Source organism: Colwellia sp. PAMC 21821 (genome assembly GCF_002077175.1).
In the GTDB taxonomy this organism is placed as follows: Bacteria; Pseudomonadota; Gammaproteobacteria; order Enterobacterales; family Alteromonadaceae; genus Cognaticolwellia.
The window spans coordinates 3,364,725-3,389,295 of the sequence record NZ_CP014943.1; the positions used below are offsets into that span (position 1 = coordinate 3,364,725).

Sequence of the window (24,571 nt, forward strand, 5' to 3'; positions counted from 1 at the left end):
GGATGTTTTTAAAGTCACCGAACAGTGCGGCTTTATGGTTTATTTTAGCCATTGGTTTTGCCGGTGGCGTTATTTTCTGGGGCGGTTTTAACACGGCATTAGAAGTAACGAATACCGAGGAATTCTGTATTAGCTGTCATGAAATGCAAGACAATGTATATGAGGAATATCGGGAAACTATTCATTATGCTAATCGTTCAGGTGTGCGTGCTACATGTCCTGATTGCCATGTACCTAAAAAATGGACAGATAAAATCGTCCGTAAAATTGCGGCAAGTAAAGAAGTTTGGGGTATGTTAACGGGCGTTATAGATACCCGTGAAAAATTTGTGGATCATCGCCGTTCTATGGCGGAACGGGAGTGGAAACGAATGAAAGAAAATGACTCCTTAGAGTGTCGTAACTGCCATGATTTTGAATATATGGACTTTTCTGAGCAAGGTAACCGCAGCGTGAAAATGCACTCTGACGCCTTAGCATCAGGAGAGAAAACCTGTATCGACTGTCACAAAGGTATAGCTCATGAGTTACCGGATATGAAAGGTGTTGATAACTGGTAATGGATAAATTTCTAATAAATTTAACATAATTATTTTATCAGGAGATGAGGCAACAAAAAGTAAAAAGCAAACCTAGGGTTTGCTTTTATAATTTTTCTTTTTACTGCTTTATTATACTACTTTCTTTTCACTGAGTAACTTTGTTACTGCTCGGAAAGAAATTGCCTATTTAATTGGCGAAAGAAGTTCAGGATTAGTCACTAGGTTTCTAACACCGTGGGCGTGATCTTCTTTAAACTCATTCCCTTCACACCATTTAGCAACTGAAGCAATATCAACTTTAGCCACTTCAGGTCGAACACTCCAGGTTACTTGAAGGGGTGAACCCGCTTCGTTGTAACTAGGACCCGTTGTTGAACCACTATACACAACAGGCTTTCCTGTGTTGTTGGGGATGTTTAAGGCTTGGTATTTACCCTTGGTTTCACTAACAGTGGTTAATTTATTAAAATTCAGCGCGTTATCATCGTTTACAAGCACATAGACTTGAGTTTCTACCCGTAACTGTGGGTTCATGATTGACTCACTTAAACAAGCGCCTAACGTAGCACCCGGCTTAACTTGTGCTGATGAATGAACGTAATGCACTTCAATAGTGTCGCCCGACTGTAAGCTGTTATGTGTACCTGGACATACTTCACTTGCTAAAGGTTTACGTTGTTCAACACTTAGCTTACCTGAATATAAGTAGCCAGTTTGATAGCCGTGACCATCGCCATTGCCGGCATACTTGGTAAATTCTCCACCTTTATGTTCGGCATTCTTATGAAAATGTATGTTACACAAATTCATGTGGTTGTAAGCAGGTGCTGCGCCAAAATGAATGGTATTAGTGCCTGCTACAGAGCTTATATCTCTTGGCGATTGAGGGCCGAAACCTTTATTTTTTGTATTTTGAGCGAGTTCTGTTCGTTGTGTGGCAACAAGTTCGTCGCTTACTGCGTTATCGTGAGTTGATTTTGCCTGAACGCTTAGTGATAAAGCCAGTGGTAAAATGGCTAAAAGATAATTTGTTTTATTCATGTGTGCTCCAACATTTTTATTATGTTTAGTGATACTAACTTGTTTAATCAGCTTGGTATTAGGAAAATGACTAAAAACAATTCTACGAACAGCGCTAAATAATAGATCACTTAAGTGGCCTTAATGTCGCATTGTTGTTTCATGCTAGGCTATTAAGTTGGTAATTACCTTCAACGCTGATCAGAATAATTTAAGGTGACTTCGTTTTTATCGATGTATTATTCAGATTTTATTAGAGCTTTTTTGACATAACGATAGCGTCTTCATAGCCAAAGCCAGTATTACTTGGGTAATAACCTGTGCGGCGTGATATTTCAGTAAAACCATGATTAATATAAAGCATTTGTGCACTGATGTTTTTTGCACGCACTTCTAGGAAGATGCTTTTTGTCGCGAGTGTTTTACAGTGCTCGAAGAATTGTAATAATAATGCTTTACCGTAGCCTTTTCCTTGTTGCTCTGGTGCAACACAAACATCCATCAAGGTTGATTCACCTGCTACGTGTTCACCTACATAAAAGCCAACGATTATATTGTCGATTGTCAGGTATTCACCGAAATATCGTCCTTCAATACAGCTGCGAAAAGTTTTTTCACTCCACGGGTGAGGATGACAAGCAAGTTCAATCACCATCAGTTGTTCGACTATATCCTGATTTACAGGATTAAATGTAGTGTTTGCTATTTGTGTCATGTTGAGCTTAAAGCTCCTATTGATTGCCATAAAGATTTTTTTAATTCTGGCGAGTTTGCAAGGGTTTCTAAATCAGGTGTTTTTAAGCAGTTATGCTCAAATTCAATATTTTTATTTTGGGTAAACTGCCAATTAATGATGCCAAGATCAATTTGATTATGAGCAACGGATAAATCGGCACTGCTTGCGCCTATGGAGCTTAGAATATCTTTAAATAACGGCTGTTTAAGTAATGATTTTAGATCTATTGCTATACTCTCTTGATGTGACTTTGATGACAATGGTGAGGCAACAGCAGTAATGGTGTCGGTATTTTGCTCGCTGTTATGCTCAGCCCCAGAAGTATTAGCTGACAATGAGTTGCGGCTGGTTAATGACCGTCTTTGCCAAACCGTAATGCCCATGGCTTGTAATAATTCAAATTGTCTTTTGTTAATGCTCATATCATTTTAGGTATGGTTAAAATCATGGTTATCATGACAGAGTTTTGAAATAGGAAAAACTAGAATTTTATAATAACACTAAGATTATTAACTAAGTGACTATAAAAAATTAAAATAAGGAATTAAATCAAGAAAGGAAAATGGCAGGGGTGGAGAGATTCGAACTCCCAACCGTCGGTTTTGGAGACCGCTGTTCTACCAATTGGAACTACACCCCTGCAACAGATTCGAATTATACTGATGCCAAGCTAAAGGTAAAGGGCAAATTTAAAAAAAACGACTGTTCGCCTAAATAAACAGCATATGTGTCGATATTTGCCCAATTAAATTAAGGGTTGTTGATTTTTTGTTCAGCGGTAGAGGTTTTCCAATAACAGAAACGGGTATTTTCTGGATAAGGGTAAACATCTGCAAAAACACCTTTAGCAACACTTGCTTGACAGTTTTGCCAATATTCAGCTTCTAGTAAATCAGCATGGTGTCGTAAAAATGCTTGTCGATATCTATTATTAGCTAAAGCAAAAGTGGCGATCTCTTCTGGAAATACATCACCAGGTGCAACTGAATACCATGGTTCAGCCGCATAAATTTGTTCTTCGGTTACCGCTTCAGGCTTAATACGAAAGTTTACTTCATTCATATAAGTAATTTCATCGTAATCATAAAAAATTACCCGGCCATGTCGTGTTACGCCAAAATTTTTCAATAACATATCACCTGGGAAAATATCAGCGGCAATAAGTTGTTTAATGGCTTTACCATAACCATACATTGCATCGTCTACTTCATCGTCATTAGCTGTAGCTAAGTATAAATTGAGTGGTGTCATTTTACGTTCAATATACATATGTTTAATGATCACTAAATCATCTTCATATCTTAGTAAAGAAGGTGCAACAGTATTTAGCTCGTCTAAAAGTTCCTCTGAGAAGCGCTGCTTAGGAAAGGCAACTTCGGAATACTCCATGGTATCAGCCATTCGACCCACTCGGTCATGTAGTTTAACTAGGCGATATTTGCCTTTAACATCGGCTCTGGTCATATTTTTACTTGGGGAGAACTTGTCTTTAATGATTTTAAATACATAGGGATATGACGGCAGCATAAATACCGACATCACCATACCCTTTATACCAGGCGCCAGGACGAGCTTGTCATCACTGTTATCGAGGTGATTTAAAAAATCACGATAAAACTGAGTTTTTCCTTGTTTATGAAAGCCGATGGCGGAATATAAATCAGCACTGGTTTTATGAGGGATTAAGCGGTTGAGAAAGTCGACTAAGGCGTGCGGGTGCTGGCAGTCAACAAAGAAATAAGCACGAGCAAAACCAAAAACCACCGCCATTTGTTCACCTTTGGTGATCAACGCATCAATAAATAAACCGTCTTTTTCAGTATTTAATAGCGAAATAATAAAAGGTATTTCACCAGCAGGGGAAATTACACGGCCAATAACATAGGCTCCCTTATTACGGTAAAAAACGGAATCTAGAATATCGAATTGTAAATCTGATAACGGGTAGCGTGTTTTGTCGGCTTGTTGGCGAAATTTTGAAATAAGGATATTGATGTCTTTTTTCAAATGAGAAAATGGTACTGAAAACTCATGCCGTTTCATTATTAGGCTAATTGTTTTAAAGAGCCCATGTTCATCGGGGTGATAACTGGTGTATATTTTGGGCGTGGGTAAGGTGTCTAATCTTGTCGCGGTCGATTGCACGAAAATATAGGCATTATGATAGTACTCGCGGGCGAATAAGTGGCAAAATATGGAATTATAAAAGCTCTCAGCCAACTCTGGTTGAGGATGTTTACTCAGTAGTTCAATGTAACAACTTTTCACATACTGCCAAAGCTCATCATCGAGTTCTGTGATACAAAAGTCTTGCTTGATAGTGACTAATGTTTCTTCTATACGTTGATCGTAAAAGTCTGTACGCGCTTTAGCCGCGACTTGAATGTCTTTCCAGCGATGTTGCTCAAAGCGCTGTTTTGCCGTTTGTGTTATTTCACTATAAAGGTAAATATGTCGCTCAAAACCATTGATGATGGTTTTTGCGATGGCGAATGCAAGATTTTTCATTAGTTTACCTTTCAAGTGTTGTTTGATTTCAGCATACGTCAAAATAAAGCTTTTGGGTGATTATTTTTAAACTATAGTCGCTATTTATTATCGTGATAGCCTTAAACGTTTAAGCTATATTGCTGTTATATTTCAAGCTTAGTTGTATACCTAAATCCCTTGAGTATGTAGCTACAGAGTTAAGCTGGAAGTTGATCAAGGCGCGATAGGATAATAAGGGCGACTGTCTTTAATCGCTAACAGCTCTAAACCCTTTCTTAACTTACTGAAATTTGCAACTTGCAGAGGTGCGGGTATACAAGTTAATGCTTGCTATTCGTGCCGTGCAGCACTAAAATTACGCGTTTTTTAATCTTTGAACTAGTTTATTTACCATGCGCGTTGCTGATTTTTCATTTGAATTACCTGAAGAGCTTATCGCTCGATATCCAAAAGCTAACCGTTCTGCCAGTCGTTTAATGACGCTTAATGGCAATGATGGTGTGCGAAAAGATGAAACATTTACGGATCTTATTGACCATGTTCAAGCGGGAGACTTGTTAGTATTTAACAATACACGCGTTATTCCAGCACGCATGTTTGGTCAAAAAGCCAGTGGCGGTAAATTAGAAGTTTTAGTTGAACGTTTATTAGATGAACATAGAGTGCTAGCACACATTCGCTGCAGTAAATCGCCCAAACCTGGCAGTGAAATAGTCCTTGAAGGTAAAGTTAAAGCCACGATGGTGGCAAGACATGACGCTTTGTTTGAACTTGAATTTCATGGCGAGCAATCGGTGTTATCAATATTAGATGAAGTTGGCCATATGCCATTACCGCCTTATATTGACCGACCTGATGAAGACAGTGACCGTGAACGTTATCAAACGGTTTATAACGAAAAACCTGGCGCTGTCGCTGCACCAACAGCAGGTTTACATTTTGATGATGAATTAATGGCGAAGCTTAAAGCCAAAGGTGTCGATTTTGCCTTTGTAACTTTACATGTCGGTGCTGGCACATTTCAACCGGTAAAAGTTGATGAAATTGCCGATCATATTATGCACGCTGAATATGTTGAAGTGCCGCCGAGTGTTGTGGCACAAATTGAACAAACTAAAGCGAGTGGCGGTAAAGTTATTGCTGTTGGTACTACGTCAGTACGTTCACTCGAAAGTGCCGCTAAAATTGCTGCTGAACAAGGTAAAAGCTTTAGTGAATTCTATGGTGATACCGATATTTTTATCACCCCTGGTTATGAATTTAAAATTGTTGATGCTTTAATTACGAATTTTCACTTATCGGAATCAACCTTATTGATGTTAGTTAGTGCGTTTGCCGGTTACGACAACATTATGGCGGCCTATCAACATGCAGTCGCGCAGCAGTATCGCTTTTTTAGTTATGGTGATGCGATGTTGTTGACGAAAAAAGATTTAAATACTGGTCAGTAAAAATACTGACTAGAGAAGATAATAGTTGGTTAGAATGCTAGCCGTTAAAACGAAAAAGCTGCTAGCCTGTTTCGCTAGTGGGCGAAGGATATAATATGACAGAGAAAACAGAGAAAACAGAGAAAAATGCGATGAAATTCGAGTTACTTACCAAAGACGGTAAAGCTCGTCGTGGTCGTTTAACGTTTGATCGTGGTACGGTAGAAACTCCTGCGTTTATGCCAGTGGGAACTTACGGCACAGTAAAAGGCATGAAAACAGAAGAAGTTGCCGATACCGGTGCAGAAATTCTGCTTGGTAACACTTTTCACTTAATGTTGCGTCCAGGCACTGAAATTATCGAGCAACATGGTGGCTTACATGGTTTCATGAATTGGGATAAGCCGATTCTAACTGATTCTGGTGGCTTTCAAGTATTTAGCTTAGGTAAAATGCGCAAAATTACCGAAGAAGGTGTTAAATTTAGCTCGCCTGTAAACGGTGAAAAAATTATGCTAACACCTGAGCGTTCAATGGAAGTTCAGAATAGCTTAGGCTCAGATATCGTGATGATATTTGATGAGTGTACACCTTATCCTGCCAGTCATGAAGAATCTAAAGTGTCGATGGAGCTTTCATTACGTTGGGCACAACGATCAAAAGATGCCCATGAAGGCAATCTCAACGCGCTGTTTGGTATTGTACAAGGCGGCATGTACGAAGATTTACGTGAAGTATCAGTTAATGGCTTAACCAGTATTGGCTTCGATGGCTATGCTATTGGTGGATTATCGGTAGGTGAGCCCAAAGAAGATATGATTCGAATATTAGATCATACCGCACCCTTGATACCGGAAAATAAACCCCGATATCTTATGGGAGTAGGCAAACCTGAAGACTTAGTTGAAGGTGTGCGACGTGGTATTGATATGTTCGATTGTGTCATGCCAACACGTAACGCCCGTAACGGTCATTTATTCGTTACTAATGGTGTTATCAAAATTAGAAACGCACGTCACAAAACGGATACTGGCCCATTAGATCCTGAATGTGATTGTTATACTTGTAAAAATTATTCGCGTGCTTATTTACATCATTTAGATAAATGTAATGAAATTTTAGGTTCGCAATTAAATACCATGCATAATTTACGTTTTTACCAACGTGTAATGCAAGGATTGCGCGGCGCCATAGAGCAGGGCAAACTAGATGAGTTTGTTGCTGATTTTTATGCGTTACGTGATTTACCTGTCCCGCCTATGGCTGGCAGTGAAGTAGAGTAAAACGTTAACAGGTTCAATTTCACCATTTTATAAAATCAATCAGAAAAAATAACAAGAGGTATTTATGAGTTTATTTATTAGTCAAGCCCACGCTGCTGCAGGTCCCGCTCAAGGGGCAGACGGTATGTCAATGTTAATTATGTTAGCGGTATTTGGTTTAGTGTTTTATTTTATGATTTATCGTCCGCAAGCAAAGCGTGTGAAAGAGCATAAAAATTTAATGTCTGAATTATCAAAAGGCGACGAAGTATTAACACAAGGTGGCATTGTTGGGAAAATTGTTAAAGTTTCTGATGAAAAAGATTTTATTGTAGTAAGCATTGCCGAAGGTACTGAAGTAACAGTACAAAAAGGCGCAATTAATGCTGTATTACCTAAAGGTACTATGAAATCTCTATAATGAGATTTAGTGACCTTGCTGCTATAGCTTTTTAAAAGTGCGCATTGATAATAATCAATTGCGCACTTTTGCATAGTTAAACAATAGTGATAATAAAAAATTATAATAAACTTTCACGCATCTACTTACTTTAAGTGATATAGCGTGATTCAAAAGAAAATAGGGTGATATTGTGCTAAACAAATATCCATTATGGAAGACATTGATGGTGCTATTTATAGTAGCCTTTGGTGCTTTGTATGCGTCTCCTAACCTTTATGGTGAAGATCCTGCTGTACAAATTTCTGGCTTGCGCGGTATAGAAACAAACGCAGCGACGTTAGATCTAGTTAAGTCTCATTTAGATGAAAAGAAAATTTCCTACGCGAGTATCGTGATGGAAGGCGGCCAGATATTGGCGCGATTTAGAGACACGGAACAACAATTACGTGCACGTGATTTACTTGACGAAAGTATCGGTGATGAGTATTCAGTTGCCTTAAACCTAACGCCTGCCACACCAGCGTGGCTAGCAAGTGTTGGTGGTACGCCAATGAAGTTAGGTTTAGATTTAAGTGGTGGAGTGAGCTTCCTAATGGAAGTGAACATGAAAGAAGCCATTATTAAGGCACAAGAAAGTTTAGTTGACGATTTTAGAACGGGTTTACGTGGCGAAAAAATTCGCTATCGCTCAGTTAAAAAAGTTGATGATGCTATTGCAGTGCAATTTCGTAATCTTGAAGATTTAGAGAATGCAGAAACTTTTCTAGAAAAGCAAAACCAGAATTTGTTATTTGTTAGCGATGAAGCGAGTTTAACCTTATCGGCCAAAATGACCGAACAAAGATTAAAAGAAACGCGTGAATATGCCCTACAACAAAATATTACCATTATCCGTAACCGTGTGAACGAATTAGGTGTTGCTGAACCGTTAGTACAGCGCCAAGGTCAAAAACATATTGTTATCGAATTACCGGGTGTGCAAGATACCGCGAAAGCAAAAGAAATCTTAAACGCTACGGCTACCATTGAGTTTCGTTTAGTTGATACTGACGGTGACTTAGGTGCTGCACTTAACGGTCGTGTACCGGGTAGTTCTCAGTTGTTAAAAGAGCGTAACGGCCAGCCTGTTTTATTGAAAAAACGCGTGATGCTAACCGGTGATCATATTGTTGATGCAGGTTCAAGTTTTGACGAGTACAGCCGTCCACAAGTTAATATTACTTTGGATTCTGCTGGCGGTAGTAAAATGTCAAACGGCACTAAAAACAGTATTGGCAAGCCAATGGCTACGGTATTTATAGAATATAAACCTACTGACCGAGTTGACTCTGAAGGTAATACTGTTTTTGAAAAAGTCGAAGAAGTTATTAGTGTTGCCACTATTCAAGCCCGCTTAGGCAAAACCTTCCGTATAACGGGTGCTGGTAGCCAAGCTGAAGCGCATAATTTAGCGCTATTGCTAAGAGCTGGTGCCTTAATAGCACCTATTCAAATTGTTGAAGAACGTACTGTTGGCCCAACTTTAGGTGCTGAAAACGTTCAACTAGGTTTCCAAGCCATCATGATGGGCTTTGGGTTAGTGTTCTTATTTATGTTGATTTATTACCGTGCCTTTGGTGTGGTGGCAAACTTAGCGTTAGGCGCAAACTTAGTCTTGATTATTGGCGTAATGTCGATGATCCCTGGCGCAACCTTAACTTTACCGGGTATGGCCGGTATTGTATTAACAGTTGGTATGGCGGTTGATGCTAACGTACTTATTTTTGAGCGTATTCGTGAAGAAATACGTGAAGGTAAGTCGATTCAACAGTCGATTCATCAAGGTTACGACGCTGCATTTTCTACCATTATTGATGCCAACATTACTACGCTAATTGCTGCGTTGATTTTATTCGCGGTAGGTACCGGTCCAATTAAAGGTTTCGCTGTCACATTATCAATCGGTATTATTACCTCAATGTTTACGGCTGTTATTGGTACTCGTACTATTGTTAACGCTGTTTGGGGTGGTAAACGTCTCGATAAATTGTCTATATAGGGCTTCAATATTATGCAAATTTTACAATTAAAAGAGACTGTCGCCTTTATGCGTTACCGCAAGGTAGCGGTGGTATTTAGTCTTTTACTAATGGCCGCTTCGGTTTTTTCATTAGCGACAAATAAACTTAACTTCGGATTAGATTTTACCGGTGGTACTTTAATCGAAGTTGGTTTTGAACAATCGGCTGATTTGACGAAAGTTCGCGCTATTATGGACTCAAGTGGTTTTGATGACGCTGTTGTTCAGCTGTATGGTTCAAGCCGTGATGTGGTGATCCGTTTAGCAACACGTGAAGACGTTAAAGCAGAAATGCTAGGTAACCAAGTACTAGATATTTTACAAGCCGGTACTGGGCAAACCATTGATATGCGTCGAATCGAGTATGTTGGCGCAAGTGTTGGTGATGAGCTAGCAGAGCAGGGTGGTTTAGCTATGTTAACTGCGCTTATCTGTATTTTAGTTTATGTCGCGTTTCGCTTTGAATGGCGTTTTGCTTTAGGTTCAGTAATCGCGCTATTTCATGACGTATTGTTAACCTTAGGTCTATTCTCTGTATTACAGTTGGAATTTGACTTAACGGTACTGGCGGCAATACTTGCGGTGATAGGTTACTCCCTAAACGATACGATAGTTGTCTCGGATCGTATTCGAGAAAACTTCAGAAAAATACGGGTAGGAACGCCAGAAGATGTCATAAACATCTCTCTTACGCAAACGTTATCACGTACTATTATTACCTCAATTACTACTCTATTAGTACTTGCTGCCTTGTTCTTTAAAGGTGGAGCACTGATACATGGTTTTGCTACGGCATTACTATTGGGTGTTTTTGTTGGTACATACTCCTCAGTTTACGTTGCCAGTTCAGTGGCTTTGGCATTGGGTATTTCGAAAGAAGACTTAATACCTGAAGTGATTGAAAAAGAAGGCGCTGATCAAGAAGAAATGAGACCGTAAAATCTAGATTGGTTATCGTTTTCTCTCTAATACGGCTCGCATTATGCGGGCCGTTTTTTCATGTGTTATTTAGTCAAATCAATATCATTGGCACGATGGAAATTAGGTGTTGGTGTTAAAAACTACTGTTTAGGAATGTCCGCTTATAATACGGTGAACGATTAATTAACCCAATGCCTAGAATCAGTTAATATTAATCATCCGGTTAGCTTATATTAGACCTTACAGCCATTACCTAATTAACGACGAGATAACCAAATTAATGATTTTGGCGGCGGATGAACAAACCTATTCAGTATTAAAAATTACATCATTAGCGTAGAAACTATCAGTGGATTTATAATGCTACAGGAACACTAAAATGCGATTTTCCTACTGTTTGTTATACGCAGTATGCTCTCGCTGATAACTAACAGCACAGCGATGCCAAAGAAGGCATAGCTCCACAATTGCTCTGGACTTATAAATTCATTTAATAGAAATATTGCGACTAGCATCATTAATATGGGCTCACCATAATTCAACATACCAAATACTGTAAACCTTAATCGGGTTGACGCGGAAACAAAAAATATCATGGCAATGGCCCCTAAAAATCCTGAGCCTAATAACAGTAATGCTCCCCAGTCTATTGAAGGCAAAAAAGGTAATTGCTGTTGATTAGCGATATACAGCAGAAATAAAGCCACTGGCGCTATAAAAATGTTCTCTGCAACAAAGTTACTGATTGTAGAAACTTGGCTTTTTCGGCGTAAGATAAAATAAGGGGGATAACCTAAACAAATAAGTAAGGTAACCCAAGAAAATGAATGGCTTGTATATAGCTCAACGCACACGCCAATTAAGGCTGCACCAACAGCTGCCCACAGCAAAGGACTCATGCTCTCTTTAAAGTAAAAACGACCCGTTAAGCTAATAGTAATAGGTAATAAAAAATAGCCCATCGCAATATTAATAGTTTCGCCATTCACCGGGCCCCAAAAAAATATCCACCATTGCAATGCGATCAAAGGCGATGTCATACACATTAATAACAGCACCTTTGGCTGTGAGAAAATAGCTTTAAGATCAGCAAACTTTCGAGCCATCATTAAAAATATAAAACCGAAGCCTATTTGTGATAAAACACGAAAAGCGAATAAGGTATTCCCATCTACAGGAGCTAAAAACTGTAAGTAATATGGCAGTAATGAGAAAATAAGAATAGAACCTAACATGAAGGCATAACCCTGGAGTTCTAACTTAACAGTGGGGGAAGCAGGCATGTAGTCTCACTAATAGTTTACGGTGCGTTTATAGATATGTGAAGCGTGCGTGAGGACAGAGTTAGTGTCAATGATAAAAAGTCACAGAGGCACTATTAATTCGATAAAAGACGTGTATTCCCTTATGTAATTAGGAATATATTGAAATCCTGCATTTCGCTTAAAAATAATATAGTGGTTAGCTATTTTTTAGCTGAACTTAACTATAAATTTAGCATTAGATGCACTGTACAAACACGAGTAATTTTATACGCTATTATGTCAAAAGGATAATAACTAGAGTAATAAAGCCTAAACATGTGCATTATTTATAGGTTAATTTTTATGAAAAGTTTAAAGTATGACTACTGCTATGACACATGGTAAACAATGAACATGAGTAATACCAAATGTAATAAGTTATTGACCAATTTTAAGCGAGGATAAATTGTTCAAGAATACATGTTTATTGTTCCAGACTAAACATAAGTACCTGCATCCCTGCAGGCAAGGCGTTTGATTGAGTAATAGCGGGCTATTGGGATTGAAAACAACGCAGTTATTGACGATTTAAACCGCCTTAAAATGATCGATTATTTATTTCAATTGGTATTACACATACATTTTTGATTTTTACTTCTCGCGATATGCTGATGCACAAATTAGGTAGAGTCTACATACCTTGAAAAACCAGAGAAATCAGAAAAACCACAACTTCATATCAAAATAAATTTCTGCTGAATGAGGCGCTGAATTCCCTCTTTATTCTAGGAAAGAAAATAAAACTTAATTTAGTATGCTTGTAGTTGATTATGTTAAGAATATACCTAGTAATAGACAGAGTAGACAGAGTAGACAGAATATACAGGACTGCTTTCGTGAAGGAAAGTAAGTAGTTTACTTCCATTTTATTGAATTAACGACAACAGCTTTAATCTGTTCGATGCCAGTATACTTCAGGAACTGAAGGGCTGTTAAATCCATGTGTTTGTCTTTGCTATTAGTTTTATTTATGACTTGATAAATTGATTTGTTGCCAAGCGTTAATACTGAATATACCTGCAGTGTTTAGCGTGATTTAGGTCTTTATACTGGTGTTTTTTTGATATGGTCTAGTATAACTTTACTGTATGATGCCCGATTTTATCAGGATATTTACATACATTGCAGCGCTCTATTTTTACTGAACGTAATTACCTGACCTATTTATGTGGCAGTCTTTTTTCTACTCAGGGTCTTTGGATTCAACGCATGACCCTAGGCTGGATGATGTGGGATAAAACCCATTCTGAAAGTTGGTTGGGTATGTTGGCCTTTCTGATGTTTTTCCCAACTATATTAGTAGGTCCATTGTTTGGCGTGATGGTTGATCGCATCAACCGCCGTCAAGCAGCCGTTGTAACCAGTATTATTCTTGGACTGATATCACTCTTATTGTCTTTATTAGTATGGCATCAGCTAGTGAATGAGCTAACGCTCTTATTTTTTGCCTTAGCAATAGGGATAGCCAATAGTGCTTATCAAGCGATACGACTGTCTTTGGTGCCTGAATTAGTTAGTACGCCGAATATGCCCAAAGCAGTCGCTATTAATGCCGTTTTATATAACACCTCGCGCTTTATTGGTCCTGTTATTGCTGGCTTCTTGATTAAATTTCAAGGCAACGCTGTTGCATTTGCCGTGGTCTCTGCCACTTATATACCGCTAATTATCGTTTTATTACTGCTAAAACTCGATGATCATCTCCAGGGTTCAGGAGGAGAGAAATTTACTTTTTTTATGGATATAAAGGCTGGGCTAACTTATGCCCGCAATTCTGATCTGATTTTACGTTTATTAATGTTGATTGCTGTATCTGCCATTTTAGGTCGCGGTTTGTTAGAGATATTACCTGCCGCGGTTGATGTGCTTTATGGGCGAGGTGTAGAAGGTTTAGCTTGGCTGAATTCAGCAGCAGGAGTCGGCGCAATTATTGCGGGTTTAATACTGTCTTCTGCTAATGCAAAGCACTTGTTGCTTGCCACACGCTTAGGCGTTATAGCTGCCGGTGTATTGCTAATAATGTTTAGTTATACTCATAGTTTTGAACTTGGTTTGCTGATAGTAGCAGGCTTAAGCTTTTGTGCGACGGTGTGCGGTGTAGGTACGCAGTCACTCATACAGGTTTCAGTAGCAAGTGCTTTTAGAGGAAGAGTGATGAGCTTATGGGGTTCTATTAATATTGGAGGAGGTGCATTGGGCGGCTTATTATTCGGTGTACTTACCGAGTTTATGGGCTATCCGTTTACACTTGTCACGCTGGGTCTGCTCAGTGTTCTTATTGCCTATGTCGCGTCGCGCCGTATTGTCTTGCCAGAAATACTGAAGCCATTACCATCACATAAATAATGGCGATTTTAGTTTGAAGGTTGTTAAACCTGTTCCACTTTTGAACGTTCGGACTGAACAAAGCTAGACATTGCTCAGCGCTGGATTGGCATCCTATTTTAAGAAGCCGGTAAGCATAAAAAAGCCAGTGAGTTTCTTCACTGGCTTTTGGGCTATTTGTGCTGTTAATAAGCGCTAATATAACTACACCTATAACTATAACTGCGATTGAATATAATTCTCTAAACCTATAGTTTTAATCAGACCTAGTTGTTGCTCTAGCCAAAAGGCGTGGTCAACTTCAGTGTCATCAAGCAGTTTTTCGAGTATCTCTCGGGTTACGTAATCTTTTTCTTTTTCACAAAGCGCAATCGCTGATCTTAGTGCCTTGGCTACGTCATACTCCACATCTAAATCACTTTGCAGCATTTCAGGTACGGTTTTACCAATATTTAAACCTGCGCGTGTTTGCATATCAGGCATGCCTTCTAAAAATAGAATGCGTTGAATTAGCATTGATGCGTGTAATTTTTCATCATCAAATTCGTGATCGATACGTTCAAATAATTTATTAATGCCCCAATCTTCATACATGCGTGAATGGATAAAGTATTGGTCCATTGCTGCTAATTCATAAGCGAGTAGGCCATTTAATGCCGAAATAACTTGAGTATTACCTTTCATTTTTTCTTTCCTTATAACGGGTCTAACTTATGACTGTTAAAGCTGTGATTGAATGAATTTTTCAATACCCATCGCGTCAATTTGGTATTGCTGAGTTTCCAGCCAGTCTAAATGTTCTTCTTCATCGTTTAAAATGCCATCAAGCATTTCACGGCTAACGTAATCTTGCTCTTGCTCACAAACAGTGATGGCATTTCGAACTATGGCAATTTGTGCCGTTTGAAAGCCAGTATCGCACTTGATCATTTCTTGGGTATGTTCACCAATAGAAAGTGGCGCTAGTTGCTGTAAGTTCGGTAAGCCTTCAAGAAATAAAATGCGTTCAATAACCTTGTCAGCTTGTTTCATATCGAGAATAGATTTTTTATAGCACTTGCTATTTAAGGCATTGATACCCCAATTTTTATACATGCGGGCGTGAAGAAAGTATTGATTAATCGATGTTAATTCACTGGTAAGTACTTTGTTAAGTATAGCCAGTACTGTTTTGTTGCCTTTCATTTTAGCCTCAAATTTAAGGTGATTAAATATTGACTGTAATTATAGGAGGAAAAGGGGTGGAATGCCAAAGGTTTATTATAAAAAACCTTTAAAAACAAGTGTTTGAAAATGCTAATCGTTATCACTTAGAGTCAAACAATTATCTGAAAGTATTTGTTTAACCAACTTCTTTAAATAAGCTTTCATCGATGATGGTGTTATCTATAATATTTTGCGCAACTTTCACACAAGTACCACATTGAGAACCTAACGGTAAATGTTGTTTTAGTTCACGTATAGAACCGACACCTGATTCAGTGACTAATTGTTTAATTTGATGATCTGTGATGCCTTTGCAAATACAAACAAACATGGTAAAAATTCGCTCTTGATTGGTAACGCGATTGATAATAGTTCTTATTTGAATTCGTTTCAACAATTAATTTACGCTTTTTAATAGAAGACTGATAAATATAATAATTTAATTCGCATTTAATTTGATAGGGTGACTTGTTTATTTATTAGACTAAAAATTCCAGGCAGTCAGTAAACCAATTCAATTTATTTTTATTATGCTTTTATCTATATAATTAAAATAGTATATAATTATTTTGTTATGTACTGTGTTCGGTTATGATTAACTACAACGAGCAATAACCGATGAGGTGTAAATGAACCCAACCGAGTTTTATAAAAATTTAGCTGACGACATCCGTCTTAAAAGCATATTACTGATCGCCAAGGAGGGGGAGCTTTGTGTCTGTGAACTGATGGCAGCACTAAATGAGCAAAGCCAGCCAAAAATATCCCGGCATTTGGCGGTGTTAAAAAGCTCAGGTTTATTATTAACTCGTAAACAAAAACAGTGGGTATTTTATGCCATTAATCCAGAACTACCTGCATGGGCAAAGCAAGTTATAACGTTAACGTTAAAAGACAACATAGACTTTATTAGCCCTCATTCACTGGCGTTGAATCTTATGGGTGATAGGCCCAAACGAATCGCAATATGTTGTGAGTAAACAAAAAAATTCTAAATAGCTATGCAGCTAATCGATTTCAACAGGAAAGTATGATGACAATTAAAATAGGTATTAACGGTTTTGGCCGTATGGGGCGTTTATCGATGAGAGCGGCTTACGACTGGCATGATGTTGAAATTATTAAAATTAACGATCCTGCTGGCAATGCAGAAACCTTAGCTCATTTACTTAATTTCGACTCTGTTCATGGTATTTGGCAACATCAAGCCCAGCATAGTGCGGATCATATTATTATTTACGACAATAAAATTACCTGTAGCCAAAATAACAATATTGCTGACACGGATTGGTCGGGATGTGATGTGGTTATTGAAGCCTCGGGTGTCATGAAATCTAAGGCTTTATTGCAAGCCTATTTAGAGCAAGGCGTAAAGCGTGTGGTGGTTACTGCTCCAGTGAAAGAAGATGGCGTATTAAATATTGTCATGGGCGTTAATGATGACGAATACGATGCCGATAAGCACGCTATAGTAACGGCGGCGTCTTGCACTACTAATTGCCTTGCGCCTGTCGTCAAAGTTATCCATGAAAAAATTGGCATTAAACATGGCTCAATGACCACCATTCATAATATTACCAATACACAAACCATATTGGATGCGCCACATAAAGATTTACGCCGAGCTCGTGCTTGTGGCATGAGTTTAATACCAACTACTACGGGCTCTGCAACAGCCATTACTCATATTTTCCCTGAGCTTAAAGGTAAATTAAATGGCCATGCCGTGCGTGTACCACTGGCTAACGCGTCAATCACCGATTGTGTTTTCGAGCTCGAACGAGCTGTAACAGAACAAGAAGTTAATGACTATTTACAAGCGGCGGCGAATAACGAGCTAAAAGATATTTTGGGTTTTGAACAACGGCCATTGGTGTCAATTGATTATAAAACCGATCCTCGTTCGTGCATTATTGATGCGCCGTCGACCATGGTGATTAATGGTACGCAAGTTAAGCTTTATGTGTGGTATGACAATGAATGGGGTTACGCAAACCGTACCGCAGAAATTGCCCGTATGGTAGGTCGCTCTGATCTTTGATTGTAGAGTTAATTTGATTTTAATAACAAGATAAGTAAGTTTTAAGCTAACAGAAGATTGTGATAAATGAAGGTATTAAACGGCGTATCGAATCAATTAAAACAGTATTTTATTATCACAGGAAATTATTGGGCATTCACCTTAACCGATGGTGCGCTGCGGATGTTAGTTGTGCTGTATTTTTATCAGTTGGGTTATAGCCCGCTCAGTATTGCACTGCTGTTTTTATTCTACGAAATTTTTGGTGTCATCACCAACTTAGTGGGCGGTTGGTTGGGCGCTAGCGTAGGACTTAATAAAACCATGAATATCGGCTTAGGCCTGCAAATAATCGCTTTAGCTATGCTATTGGTACCGACAAGTTACCTTACTGTTGCGTATGTGATGGTAGCTCAAGCGTTGTCAGGTATTGCCAAAGACCTTAATAAAATGAGTGCAAAAAGCTCGATTAAATTGCTAGTTCCAGCAGTCGATAGCAGTAAGTTATATCAATGGGTCGCACTATTAACTGGCTCTAAAAACACCCTAAAAGGCCTCGGGTTTTTTCTGGGTGGTGTGCTATTAACCTGGTTAGGCTTTACTGGCGCTATTGCGGTTATGGTCGTTATGTTAGTGTTAGTTTGGCTATGTAGTCTCTTTAAATTGCAAGCAGACTTAGGTAAAGCCAAACAAAAACCAAAATTCAAAGAAATATTATCGAAAAGTCGAGCTATTAATTTTCTCTCAGCAGCCAGATTGTTTTTGTTTGCTGCCAGGGATGTTTGGTTTGTCATCGCCTTACCTGTTTTTTTAGCCGCAGAATTTGGTTGGTCGCATAGCTGGGTCGGTGGTTTTCTTGCCATTTGGATTGTGCTTTATGGCGTTATTCAAACGCTTGCACCAACGTTAACATCAAAACGAACAGGTCAGGCACCAACGAGTAAAGATGCCGCAATTTGGGGCGCAATACTGGTTATTGTACCTGTAGCTATGGCGTTTGCATTACAGGGTGGTTTCTCCGCTCAATGGACGGTTGTTCTTGGCTTAATAGTGTTTGCGGTCTTATTTGCTATTAACTCTTCGTTACATAGTTTTTTGATTGTGGATATGGCAGATAAAGATGGTGTATCACTTGATGTTGGCTTTTATTATATGGCTAATGCCTGCGGTAGGTTGCTAGGTACCGTACTTTCAGGCTGGATTTTTCAGGTTTATGGCTTAGTTGCTTGCTTGTATATATCTGCAATTTTTATTGCTTTAGCGGTGCTATTTGCGAGCTTAATTAAACCAGGTAATGATGACGAACTTGAGTTATCAACCACAGCTAAGTAGATGTAATGACCATTATTTATTATAAATAGGGCAATTTAGTGACTCTACCCTTGTTGGTCGAGTCGACTTTTAATTCATTTTTAATATCTTTCCACGCAGTGACCTTACCGCCAACATTAAGTTTTTTAAAACTTAAGCCTTTCGTATCTTTGTTTTTAATATCTAGAAAGCATAAAAGTTCTGCATAGCTCTGATTAAGGCTAATATCTATCGATAGAAAGTCATTTTCTCGGCCTTGAAAGTAGGTTTGAACTTGTCTTTCGTGCTGCTGGTAACAATGTGCTAAAAACTCGATATTATGGATGTTTTCTAAACTATAGGGCGCGAATATTTCTTGATAGCAACGTTTGATAATAGGGTTAAAGCCGCCATCGTCGCGAACAAGGTTGGTATGCATGCGCACAAGTAATTGTTGAATGGAGGGCAGCCATTTATCCATAGTGCGTGTTAAATAGATAAATTTAGCATCGGGGTAAGCTTTATCTAAGTGTTGATAATCACAAAATATTGGCGTGTCTGCGATCACTTGTGCTTCAACAAAGGCACGGTCGGTATAAGCGGTATGCGCTACCTTAAAACCTAATTCAAGCATAGCAGCACATACGCTTGTAGTGCCGGTTCTAGGTAAGCCAATAATAAATACTTTGGTCATGATATTTGAGATACAGGCAACTTTAAACGCATTGCTTTAATAAATGAGGGCAGTAATAAGTAAATTAATACCTATTAAGATTGATTGTTACTATCAACCGAGACCTTTAAATCTTTTAAAATGCCGTCATGCAAGTTGTAGACAAAACCATGAACGGTTACGTCTTGATTAATTTCCCAAGCATTTTTTAATATAGTTGTGTTGCAAACGTTAGCCACTTGTTCAATGACATTTAATTCACAAAGCAGTTTTAATCGTTCAGTTTTGTCTTCAACAGCATCTAAGCTAGCTTTATGGAAGCGATAAACGTCTTTAATATGATGTAGCCAATTATCAATTAAGCCATAGCTTTTATCACCTAAAGAAGCAATAACACCACCGCAGCCATAATGACCACAAACAATAATATGTTTGATTTTTAAAACATCAACGGCAAATTGTATAACAGAAAGGCAATTTAGGTCGGTATGAATAACTTGGTTAGCGATATTACGATGTACAAAAACTTCACCAGGTTGCATACCCAGTAATTCATTGGCTGGTACTCGAGAGTCTGAGCAACCGATCCATAAGTAATCTGGGTTTTGTTGGTCAGATAAGTTTTTGAAAAAGTCTGGGTTTACTTTTTTTACATCATCAGCCCATTGCTGATTTTTCTCAAATAAATGCTGTATTGAACTCATGTAGGTAGCAACTAAGGAATATATACCGCAATTTTAAGTGGTTGTGCTCACATGTAAAGTAAAAACTATTTTGATCGCCATTGTATTACGCTTAATTTTACTCGAAATTGTTATTGCGGTGGTTTCAAATGGCTGTTTTTAGTCCAGAATCACTCGCTACAATAGCCGATTAATAATGAGAGGGTTATTAATCTGGCTTTGCACGCGGCCGTTAAAGTTTAGCTAAACTTTAGTTAAAAGCGAAAAACTTGCGCAAGCGCTCAAGGCTAACGCTACCAAAAGTGCTTATTTTATAAAGTGAGTAAAGAAAAACGCAACTCTCCCGAGAGGTAAAATGGCAGTGACTTAGGCAAATTGAAACCTGGCCAAATGATATAGGCGTTTGATGATGATTTTTGAAAACGTTTATAATTGTTCATGTTCCGACTAAAACAAAACTTTCTCATCATCTGATTCAAAGCATTTAATCGGCTATAACGACTATTCTTGTGCTTTATCTTTTTTGACTTGTTCTGCTTTTCGCGTCTCTACTTTATTTTGTTGTTCGTCTGATAGCTCAAATTTACGAGCTGATTGCTTGATCAGTAAAATACCGGCAATGACTGAGCCGACGGCAATAACAATAATAATAATGGTGGTAAAAGTCATGTATCTATCCTTATAGATAAAATGTAGAACTAGGTCATTTTCTTACTATTGAATATGTTTATTCGGGCTAAAACAATAGCAAAATAGCACAATAGCATGTAATTAATTTGTAAGCTCTGAGCAAGTTGATAAGAATTTTTTCGCTGAGCTCCTATAATTTTCGTAGTTCTCCTATAATAAATTAAACTCAACAAGTTACCTTTATTAAATATTTGGAAACAATGATGTCAAAACGTCTTAGTGTCAATTTGTTAATGCCTAGTTTATTAATTGGAATTTTTAGTGTCATCTCGATCGTTTTTCTTGGCGATCATCTTAGTCACAACCAAACCGCGATATTATTGTTAGTGATGGTGGCTGCACAATGTGTTGTAGGGTATTTATATTCTCAGCAAAAACTTACTCATCGACTTGCACATTTGCAGCAATATATTAATCAGGTGGCAAGTGTTGACGAAGCACCTAATATACTGACAAAAGATGAAAATAATGATGATTTAGCAAACATAATTAATGATCTTTCCAGTTTTATAACAAATTTAGCCGATGTTATTCATGAGGTCCGCACTGAGTCTGATACTTTGAAGCAAGGTTCAGCGTCGTTAGCTGCCCAGATGATTGGCTCTGTTGGTGCGGTTGATGAGTCAGCAAATCAAATTGAACAGATGGCCAGCTCAATTGATCAAGTTGCATTAACCTCGACAACATTGTCTGATGGGGCATCACAGGTTAGTGAAACTACGGGTCAAGTTCTGGCTATTTTAGAGCAAGGTACAAAGGCTTCAAATACTAGCCAACATACCATTATAGACTTCGATAAAGAAGTAACAATAATGGCCTCTGACTTAGCGTTGTTGCAAGACGAATGTTCACGCATAGGTTCAGTGTTAGAAGTTATTGGTGGTATTGCTGACCAAACTAACTTACTGGCATTAAATGCGGCGATTGAAGCCGCAAGAGCCGGTGAACAAGGCCGAGGTTTTGCGGTTGTTGCCGATGAAGTTAGGGCCTTAGCGCATCGTACACAAGAGTCGACCGTCGAAATTCATGCTATGGTTGAAGGCTTGCAAGAAAAGTCTACCAATGCCGTAAACGCGATTAGTCGCGGTCAAAGTTTATCACGAGAGAGTTTATTACACTCAGCTGAAGTCGTTGATGCGCTTGGTAAAATTGGGCAAGTATTCTCCGAAGTTGATACATTAACAACCCAGATAGCTAGAGGTACAACAGAGCAGCAGCACTCTACCGCCTCGTTAAATAACAATATGTCGATGGTAGTAAAATTGAGCAGAGAACTTAATAGTAATTTATTGTCAATTGCAGCACTTACCGAAATGCAACAACAAACCGCAGCGGAAGTTGACACTATTTTAAGTCGAGTTTGTGTATAAAACGCCGCAATATAAAATTATTATTCATATAAAAGCGGCTTAAAAACCGTCGTTATTCGGGGGCTTGTTATGTCACTATTAACATAACGACGGGCTCGTTTCTATCTACGCTAATGAGTTGTATCGCTAAAGTAACTAGATGCTTATTAAGCTCTCTAAAGACTATCGATAAACCCATTGTGCTAATCAATAAGGCTAATCTTGCTTGTTGCTATGTAAACATACGCTTATAAACTGGGTGACAAAGCTCTCAACCCCATCAAAATTTTATATATATAAACGGTAAAGGCATCGGCAACGTAATTACTATGTAAATCTCACTTAACTCATTCTCTTACATAAGGCATGATACCAATCCATTTATTATTTGATAGTCATACTGACTTAAGCGAGCAACTACGGCGTTATTTATTTATTTAATAATTTCGCTGATAGATGCAGCTTATTAGACAATGTAGCAGCATATTGTCCTGAACAAATCGCTATTGAAATTAATGCCTTATATTTGACCATTCTTCCTACATATATAATAGAACACCACATTAATGAAATGGGTGTAAATGCCATTATTGAAACCTACCATGCTATTTATGCTCATTTATAATATTATTAAAATCAATATAATACGGCTTATATTTTTATGCAGAGCTATTGAGGCTTGATGTAGGTGTGTATGTTATCAAATATTGCTTGGCAAAAGTGATAAGTGCTAATTTGATGAGTGCTTGAATCACGCATACCTTACTTTATCAGTTATGATCCCCAAAAGTTCTAGAGTCGATATGTATTGCCGCTATGATTATTCATCTATTTTTCTAGGGCTATTATATAAAGAGCCGAGCACTATTTTTTGTTGCCTTTTAAAACGTTATTTCTATGGGGGTAAAAAAGGTAATTCAGTTGTTTATAAGTAACTGTGCGAGGACAGGTGCTATAAATCGACCGTATTGGATATCACGAAAACTGCTAGCAAGTTGATTAATGCACAGCATGAAATTTAGAACGTTGATAGTTACCCTATAAATATAGGTAGTTCACGAACTGAAAATAACGTCACGCTTAAACGCTATGCGAATGTAGAAATTGAGTCTTTAAGACTATTTAAATTGTTAAAGGAGTGAATTATGTGGATTATCTATGCCTTATTAGCCGCTGTTTTTTTTGGTGCTAGAGGCATAATGTATCAATGGACATCACAGAAAAATATTGATCGTAACTTATTATTATTTGGTGTGTTTTTTATTGGTTTTATATTAAGCGCTATCGCAATGTCTTTGCTCGAACAGCAGTGGTATGCATGGACCGATATTTCAGTAGGCTTAGCGTTGGGCGCAGGATCTTTCGCTGCCAATACATTTTTACATAAGGGCTTTTCAGTAGGTAAAGCCTCACTTATCAGTATTCTATCGGGGTTACCTCCGCTATTTGTTGTATTACTGGCTTTTTTAATTTGGCAAGAAACATTAACAACTCAACAGTTAATCGGCTTCGTAATTATTTTTGGTGGGCTTTATACTATCCGCTATTCAAATGACATTTCATTTCGAAATTTACAAGGGGCTCAATGGGGCTTTCTTGCCGCTTTGTTTTTTTCATTTAATGACTTATTAAGCAAACAGTCAACCCGTCTTGACGCCGATATATTCGCTACTTTAACTTTGATGTTTGGCCTTGGTAGTTTCCTATTTGCTGCTAGTTGGTTAAAAAAACGCAAAAAACCTCTTCATAACGAAAATAATTTGCGCCCGCGATGGTCTGCGACAAGAACTTTTTCGTGCGGGTTACTCGTTGGATTAACCAATTTTTTAGGCATGATAGCGATACTGTCGGCTTTTGCTCTAGGAACCACGGGTTTGGTTTCAGCGATCGCAGCGATGAATATTTTAATTATTTTACTGTACTCACGTATTTTTCTAAAAGAACTGTTCAGTCGCCAAGAGATCTTAGGATTAACAGCGGCACTTTTAGGTATTCTAGTTTTACGCTTAAGTCATTAGAGCAAGATGTTGCTGTAGAATTATAAACAGTTACTTATAGCCAGGTTAATGCGACTTTAAGACTGCTATATGAATTTTAAAGTCGCATTAAGGCTTTTTCCACTTGTGAATAGGACTACAGTATTGAAAATTGCAACGAGGAAAAATTTC

At 38.2% G+C, this 24,571-nt stretch carries 23 protein-coding genes and 1 tRNA gene; 12 read left to right on the forward strand and 12 right to left on the reverse strand.

Features of this window, described 5'->3' with window-relative positions; translation table 11 throughout:
* Window positions 1-2 precede the first annotated feature (2 nt).
* Window positions 3-560 (forward strand): NapC/NirT family cytochrome c, encoded by a 558-nt coding sequence (locus A3Q33_RS14270; protein WP_502687249.1) that lies wholly within the window; start codon window positions 3-5, stop codon window positions 558-560.
* A gap of 165 nt (window positions 561-725) precedes the next feature.
* On the opposite strand, the gene A3Q33_RS14275 is transcribed toward A3Q33_RS14270, so the two are convergent.
* The 5 genes from A3Q33_RS14275 to aceK form a co-directional block, all read right to left on the reverse strand.
* The gene (locus A3Q33_RS14275; RefSeq protein ID WP_081180524.1) at window positions 726-1,583 is read right to left on the reverse strand and encodes a delta-class carbonic anhydrase; all 858 of its coding nucleotides are present in this window, start codon (window positions 1,581-1,583) and stop codon (window positions 726-728) included.
* Window positions 1,584-1,815: 232 nt separating this feature from the next.
* Window positions 1,816-2,277: a ribosomal protein S18-alanine N-acetyltransferase gene (gene rimI, locus A3Q33_RS14280; protein WP_081180525.1), complete on the reverse strand. Its 462-nt coding sequence runs from the start codon at window positions 2,275-2,277 to the stop codon at window positions 1,816-1,818.
* Entirely contained in the window at window positions 2,274-2,720 is a 447-nt protein-coding gene (locus tag A3Q33_RS14285) for a DNA polymerase III subunit psi (RefSeq protein ID WP_081180526.1), read from the reverse strand. Before A3Q33_RS14285 ends, rimI begins: the two co-directional genes overlap by 4 nt.
* Before the next feature lie 141 nt (window positions 2,721-2,861).
* A tRNA-Trp gene (locus A3Q33_RS14290) sits at window positions 2,862-2,938 on the reverse strand.
* Between the two features lie 110 nt (window positions 2,939-3,048).
* Window positions 3,049-4,806, reverse strand: a complete 1,758-nt coding sequence (gene aceK / locus A3Q33_RS14295; RefSeq protein ID WP_081180527.1) for a bifunctional isocitrate dehydrogenase kinase/phosphatase — start codon at window positions 4,804-4,806, stop codon at window positions 3,049-3,051.
* A 374-nt stretch (window positions 4,807-5,180) separates the two neighbouring features.
* On the opposite strand from aceK, the gene queA reads away from it, so the two are divergent.
* The 5 genes from queA (at window position 5,181) to secF (ending at window position 10,881) form a co-directional block, all read left to right on the forward strand.
* Window positions 5,181-6,239: a tRNA preQ1(34) S-adenosylmethionine ribosyltransferase-isomerase QueA gene (gene queA / locus A3Q33_RS14300; protein ID WP_081180528.1), complete on the forward strand. Its 1,059-nt coding sequence runs from the start codon at window positions 5,181-5,183 to the stop codon at window positions 6,237-6,239.
* A gap of 131 nt (window positions 6,240-6,370) precedes the next feature.
* Window positions 6,371-7,501, forward strand: coding sequence for a tRNA guanosine(34) transglycosylase Tgt (gene tgt / locus A3Q33_RS14305; RefSeq protein WP_081182635.1), 1,131 nt, complete (start codon window positions 6,371-6,373; stop codon window positions 7,499-7,501).
* 64 nt (window positions 7,502-7,565) lie between these two features.
* The gene (gene yajC, locus A3Q33_RS14310) at window positions 7,566-7,901 is read left to right on the forward strand and encodes a preprotein translocase subunit YajC (RefSeq protein ID WP_081152460.1); all 336 of its coding nucleotides are present in this window, start codon (window positions 7,566-7,568) and stop codon (window positions 7,899-7,901) included.
* A gap of 172 nt (window positions 7,902-8,073) precedes the next feature.
* On the forward strand, window positions 8,074-9,921 hold the full coding sequence (secD, locus tag A3Q33_RS14315) for a protein translocase subunit SecD (protein WP_081180529.1): 1,848 nt from the start codon (window positions 8,074-8,076) through the stop codon (window positions 9,919-9,921).
* 12 nt (window positions 9,922-9,933) lie between these two features.
* Window positions 9,934-10,881 carry a protein translocase subunit SecF gene (secF, locus tag A3Q33_RS14320; protein ID WP_081180530.1) on the forward strand — a complete coding sequence of 316 codons (948 nt, stop codon included), beginning with the start codon at window positions 9,934-9,936 and terminating at the stop codon, window positions 10,879-10,881.
* A gap of 356 nt (window positions 10,882-11,237) precedes the next feature.
* On the opposite strand, the gene rarD is transcribed toward secF, so the two are convergent.
* Window positions 11,238-12,098: an EamA family transporter RarD gene (rarD, locus tag A3Q33_RS14325; protein WP_196797965.1), complete on the reverse strand. Its 861-nt coding sequence runs from the start codon at window positions 12,096-12,098 to the stop codon at window positions 11,238-11,240.
* A gap of 1,191 nt (window positions 12,099-13,289) precedes the next feature.
* Between rarD and A3Q33_RS14330 the strand changes: the two genes are divergently transcribed.
* Window positions 13,290-14,513, forward strand: a complete 1,224-nt coding sequence (locus tag A3Q33_RS14330; RefSeq protein WP_081180532.1) for an MFS transporter — start codon at window positions 13,290-13,292, stop codon at window positions 14,511-14,513.
* A 195-nt stretch (window positions 14,514-14,708) separates the two neighbouring features.
* On the opposite strand, the gene bfr (A3Q33_RS14335) is transcribed toward A3Q33_RS14330, so the two are convergent.
* From bfr (A3Q33_RS14335) to A3Q33_RS14345, 3 genes are all read right to left on the reverse strand, one after another.
* Window positions 14,709-15,176, reverse strand: a complete 468-nt coding sequence (gene bfr, locus A3Q33_RS14335) for a bacterioferritin (RefSeq protein ID WP_081152491.1) — start codon at window positions 15,174-15,176, stop codon at window positions 14,709-14,711.
* Between the two features lie 36 nt (window positions 15,177-15,212).
* Window positions 15,213-15,677: a bacterioferritin gene (bfr, locus tag A3Q33_RS14340; RefSeq protein ID WP_081180533.1), complete on the reverse strand. Its 465-nt coding sequence runs from the start codon at window positions 15,675-15,677 to the stop codon at window positions 15,213-15,215.
* A 157-nt stretch (window positions 15,678-15,834) separates the two neighbouring features.
* Window positions 15,835-16,029: a bacterioferritin-associated ferredoxin gene (locus A3Q33_RS14345; protein WP_081182637.1), complete on the reverse strand. Its 195-nt coding sequence runs from the start codon at window positions 16,027-16,029 to the stop codon at window positions 15,835-15,837.
* 298 nt (window positions 16,030-16,327) lie between these two features.
* Between A3Q33_RS14345 and A3Q33_RS14350 the strand changes: the two genes are divergently transcribed.
* From A3Q33_RS14350 to arsJ, 3 genes are all read left to right on the forward strand, one after another.
* Window positions 16,328-16,678 carry a metalloregulator ArsR/SmtB family transcription factor gene (locus tag A3Q33_RS14350; protein ID WP_081180534.1) on the forward strand — a complete coding sequence of 117 codons (351 nt, stop codon included), beginning with the start codon at window positions 16,328-16,330 and terminating at the stop codon, window positions 16,676-16,678.
* Window positions 16,679-16,731: 53 nt separating this feature from the next.
* Complete coding sequence (locus tag A3Q33_RS14355) at window positions 16,732-17,739, forward strand: ArsJ-associated glyceraldehyde-3-phosphate dehydrogenase (RefSeq protein ID WP_081180535.1); 1,008 nt, start codon at window positions 16,732-16,734, stop codon at window positions 17,737-17,739.
* 66 nt (window positions 17,740-17,805) lie between these two features.
* The gene (gene arsJ, locus A3Q33_RS14360; protein WP_081180536.1) at window positions 17,806-19,050 is read left to right on the forward strand and encodes an organoarsenical effux MFS transporter ArsJ; all 1,245 of its coding nucleotides are present in this window, start codon (window positions 17,806-17,808) and stop codon (window positions 19,048-19,050) included.
* A gap of 19 nt (window positions 19,051-19,069) precedes the next feature.
* Here the strand turns inward: arsJ and A3Q33_RS14365 are convergent, their stop codons facing one another.
* The 3 genes from A3Q33_RS14365 to A3Q33_RS14375 form a co-directional block, all read right to left on the reverse strand.
* Window positions 19,070-19,702, reverse strand: a complete 633-nt coding sequence (locus A3Q33_RS14365; protein ID WP_081180537.1) for a sulfotransferase family protein — start codon at window positions 19,700-19,702, stop codon at window positions 19,070-19,072.
* Window positions 19,703-19,776: 74 nt separating this feature from the next.
* Complete coding sequence (gene can, locus A3Q33_RS14370; protein ID WP_081180538.1) at window positions 19,777-20,385, reverse strand: carbonate dehydratase; 609 nt, start codon at window positions 20,383-20,385, stop codon at window positions 19,777-19,779.
* A gap of 480 nt (window positions 20,386-20,865) precedes the next feature.
* On the reverse strand, window positions 20,866-21,033 hold the full coding sequence (locus A3Q33_RS14375; RefSeq protein ID WP_081180539.1) for a DUF2897 family protein: 168 nt from the start codon (window positions 21,031-21,033) through the stop codon (window positions 20,866-20,868).
* Between the two features lie 224 nt (window positions 21,034-21,257).
* On the opposite strand from A3Q33_RS14375, the gene A3Q33_RS21000 reads away from it, so the two are divergent.
* Window positions 21,258-22,424, forward strand: coding sequence for a methyl-accepting chemotaxis protein (locus A3Q33_RS21000; RefSeq protein ID WP_196797966.1), 1,167 nt, complete (start codon window positions 21,258-21,260; stop codon window positions 22,422-22,424).
* Window positions 22,425-23,548: 1,124 nt separating this feature from the next.
* Window positions 23,549-24,421, forward strand: a complete 873-nt coding sequence (locus A3Q33_RS14385; protein WP_081180541.1) for a DMT family transporter — start codon at window positions 23,549-23,551, stop codon at window positions 24,419-24,421.
* Window positions 24,422-24,571 lie beyond the last annotated feature (150 nt).

Excerpts from the sequence above, each read along its gene's own strand:
- A3Q33_RS14270 (WP_502687249.1), top strand. The coding sequence starts at position 3 with ATGTTTTTAAAGTCACCGAACAGTGCGGCTTTATGGTTTATTTTAGCC.
- A3Q33_RS14275 (WP_081180524.1), bottom strand. The coding sequence starts at position 1,583 with ATGAATAAAACAAATTATCTTTTAGCCATTTTACCACTGGCTTTATCA.
- rimI (WP_081180525.1), bottom strand. The coding sequence starts at position 2,277 with ATGACACAAATAGCAAACACTACATTTAATCCTGTAAATCAGGATATA.
- A3Q33_RS14285 (WP_081180526.1), bottom strand. The coding sequence starts at position 2,720 with ATGAGCATTAACAAAAGACAATTTGAATTATTACAAGCCATGGGCATT.
- aceK (WP_081180527.1), bottom strand. The coding sequence starts at position 4,806 with ATGAAAAATCTTGCATTCGCCATCGCAAAAACCATCATCAATGGTTTT.
- queA (WP_081180528.1), top strand. The coding sequence starts at position 5,181 with ATGCGCGTTGCTGATTTTTCATTTGAATTACCTGAAGAGCTTATCGCT.
- tgt (WP_081182635.1), top strand. The coding sequence starts at position 6,371 with ATGAAATTCGAGTTACTTACCAAAGACGGTAAAGCTCGTCGTGGTCGT.
- yajC (WP_081152460.1), top strand. The coding sequence starts at position 7,566 with ATGAGTTTATTTATTAGTCAAGCCCACGCTGCTGCAGGTCCCGCTCAA.
- secF (WP_081180530.1), top strand. The coding sequence starts at position 9,934 with ATGCAAATTTTACAATTAAAAGAGACTGTCGCCTTTATGCGTTACCGC.
- rarD (WP_196797965.1), bottom strand. The coding sequence starts at position 12,098 with ATGTTAGGTTCTATTCTTATTTTCTCATTACTGCCATATTACTTACAG.
- bfr (WP_081152491.1), bottom strand. The coding sequence starts at position 15,176 with ATGAAAGGTAATACTCAAGTTATTTCGGCATTAAATGGCCTACTCGCT.
- bfr (WP_081180533.1), bottom strand. The coding sequence starts at position 15,677 with ATGAAAGGCAACAAAACAGTACTGGCTATACTTAACAAAGTACTTACC.
- A3Q33_RS14345 (WP_081182637.1), bottom strand. The coding sequence starts at position 16,029 with ATGTTTGTTTGTATTTGCAAAGGCATCACAGATCATCAAATTAAACAA.
- A3Q33_RS14350 (WP_081180534.1), top strand. The coding sequence starts at position 16,328 with ATGAACCCAACCGAGTTTTATAAAAATTTAGCTGACGACATCCGTCTT.
- A3Q33_RS14355 (WP_081180535.1), top strand. The coding sequence starts at position 16,732 with ATGACAATTAAAATAGGTATTAACGGTTTTGGCCGTATGGGGCGTTTA.
- arsJ (WP_081180536.1), top strand. The coding sequence starts at position 17,806 with ATGAAGGTATTAAACGGCGTATCGAATCAATTAAAACAGTATTTTATT.
- A3Q33_RS14365 (WP_081180537.1), bottom strand. The coding sequence starts at position 19,702 with ATGACCAAAGTATTTATTATTGGCTTACCTAGAACCGGCACTACAAGC.
- can (WP_081180538.1), bottom strand. The coding sequence starts at position 20,385 with ATGAGTTCAATACAGCATTTATTTGAGAAAAATCAGCAATGGGCTGAT.
- A3Q33_RS14375 (WP_081180539.1), bottom strand. The coding sequence starts at position 21,033 with ATGACTTTTACCACCATTATTATTATTGTTATTGCCGTCGGCTCAGTC.
- A3Q33_RS21000 (WP_196797966.1), top strand. The coding sequence starts at position 21,258 with ATGTCAAAACGTCTTAGTGTCAATTTGTTAATGCCTAGTTTATTAATT.
- A3Q33_RS14385 (WP_081180541.1), top strand. The coding sequence starts at position 23,549 with ATGTGGATTATCTATGCCTTATTAGCCGCTGTTTTTTTTGGTGCTAGA.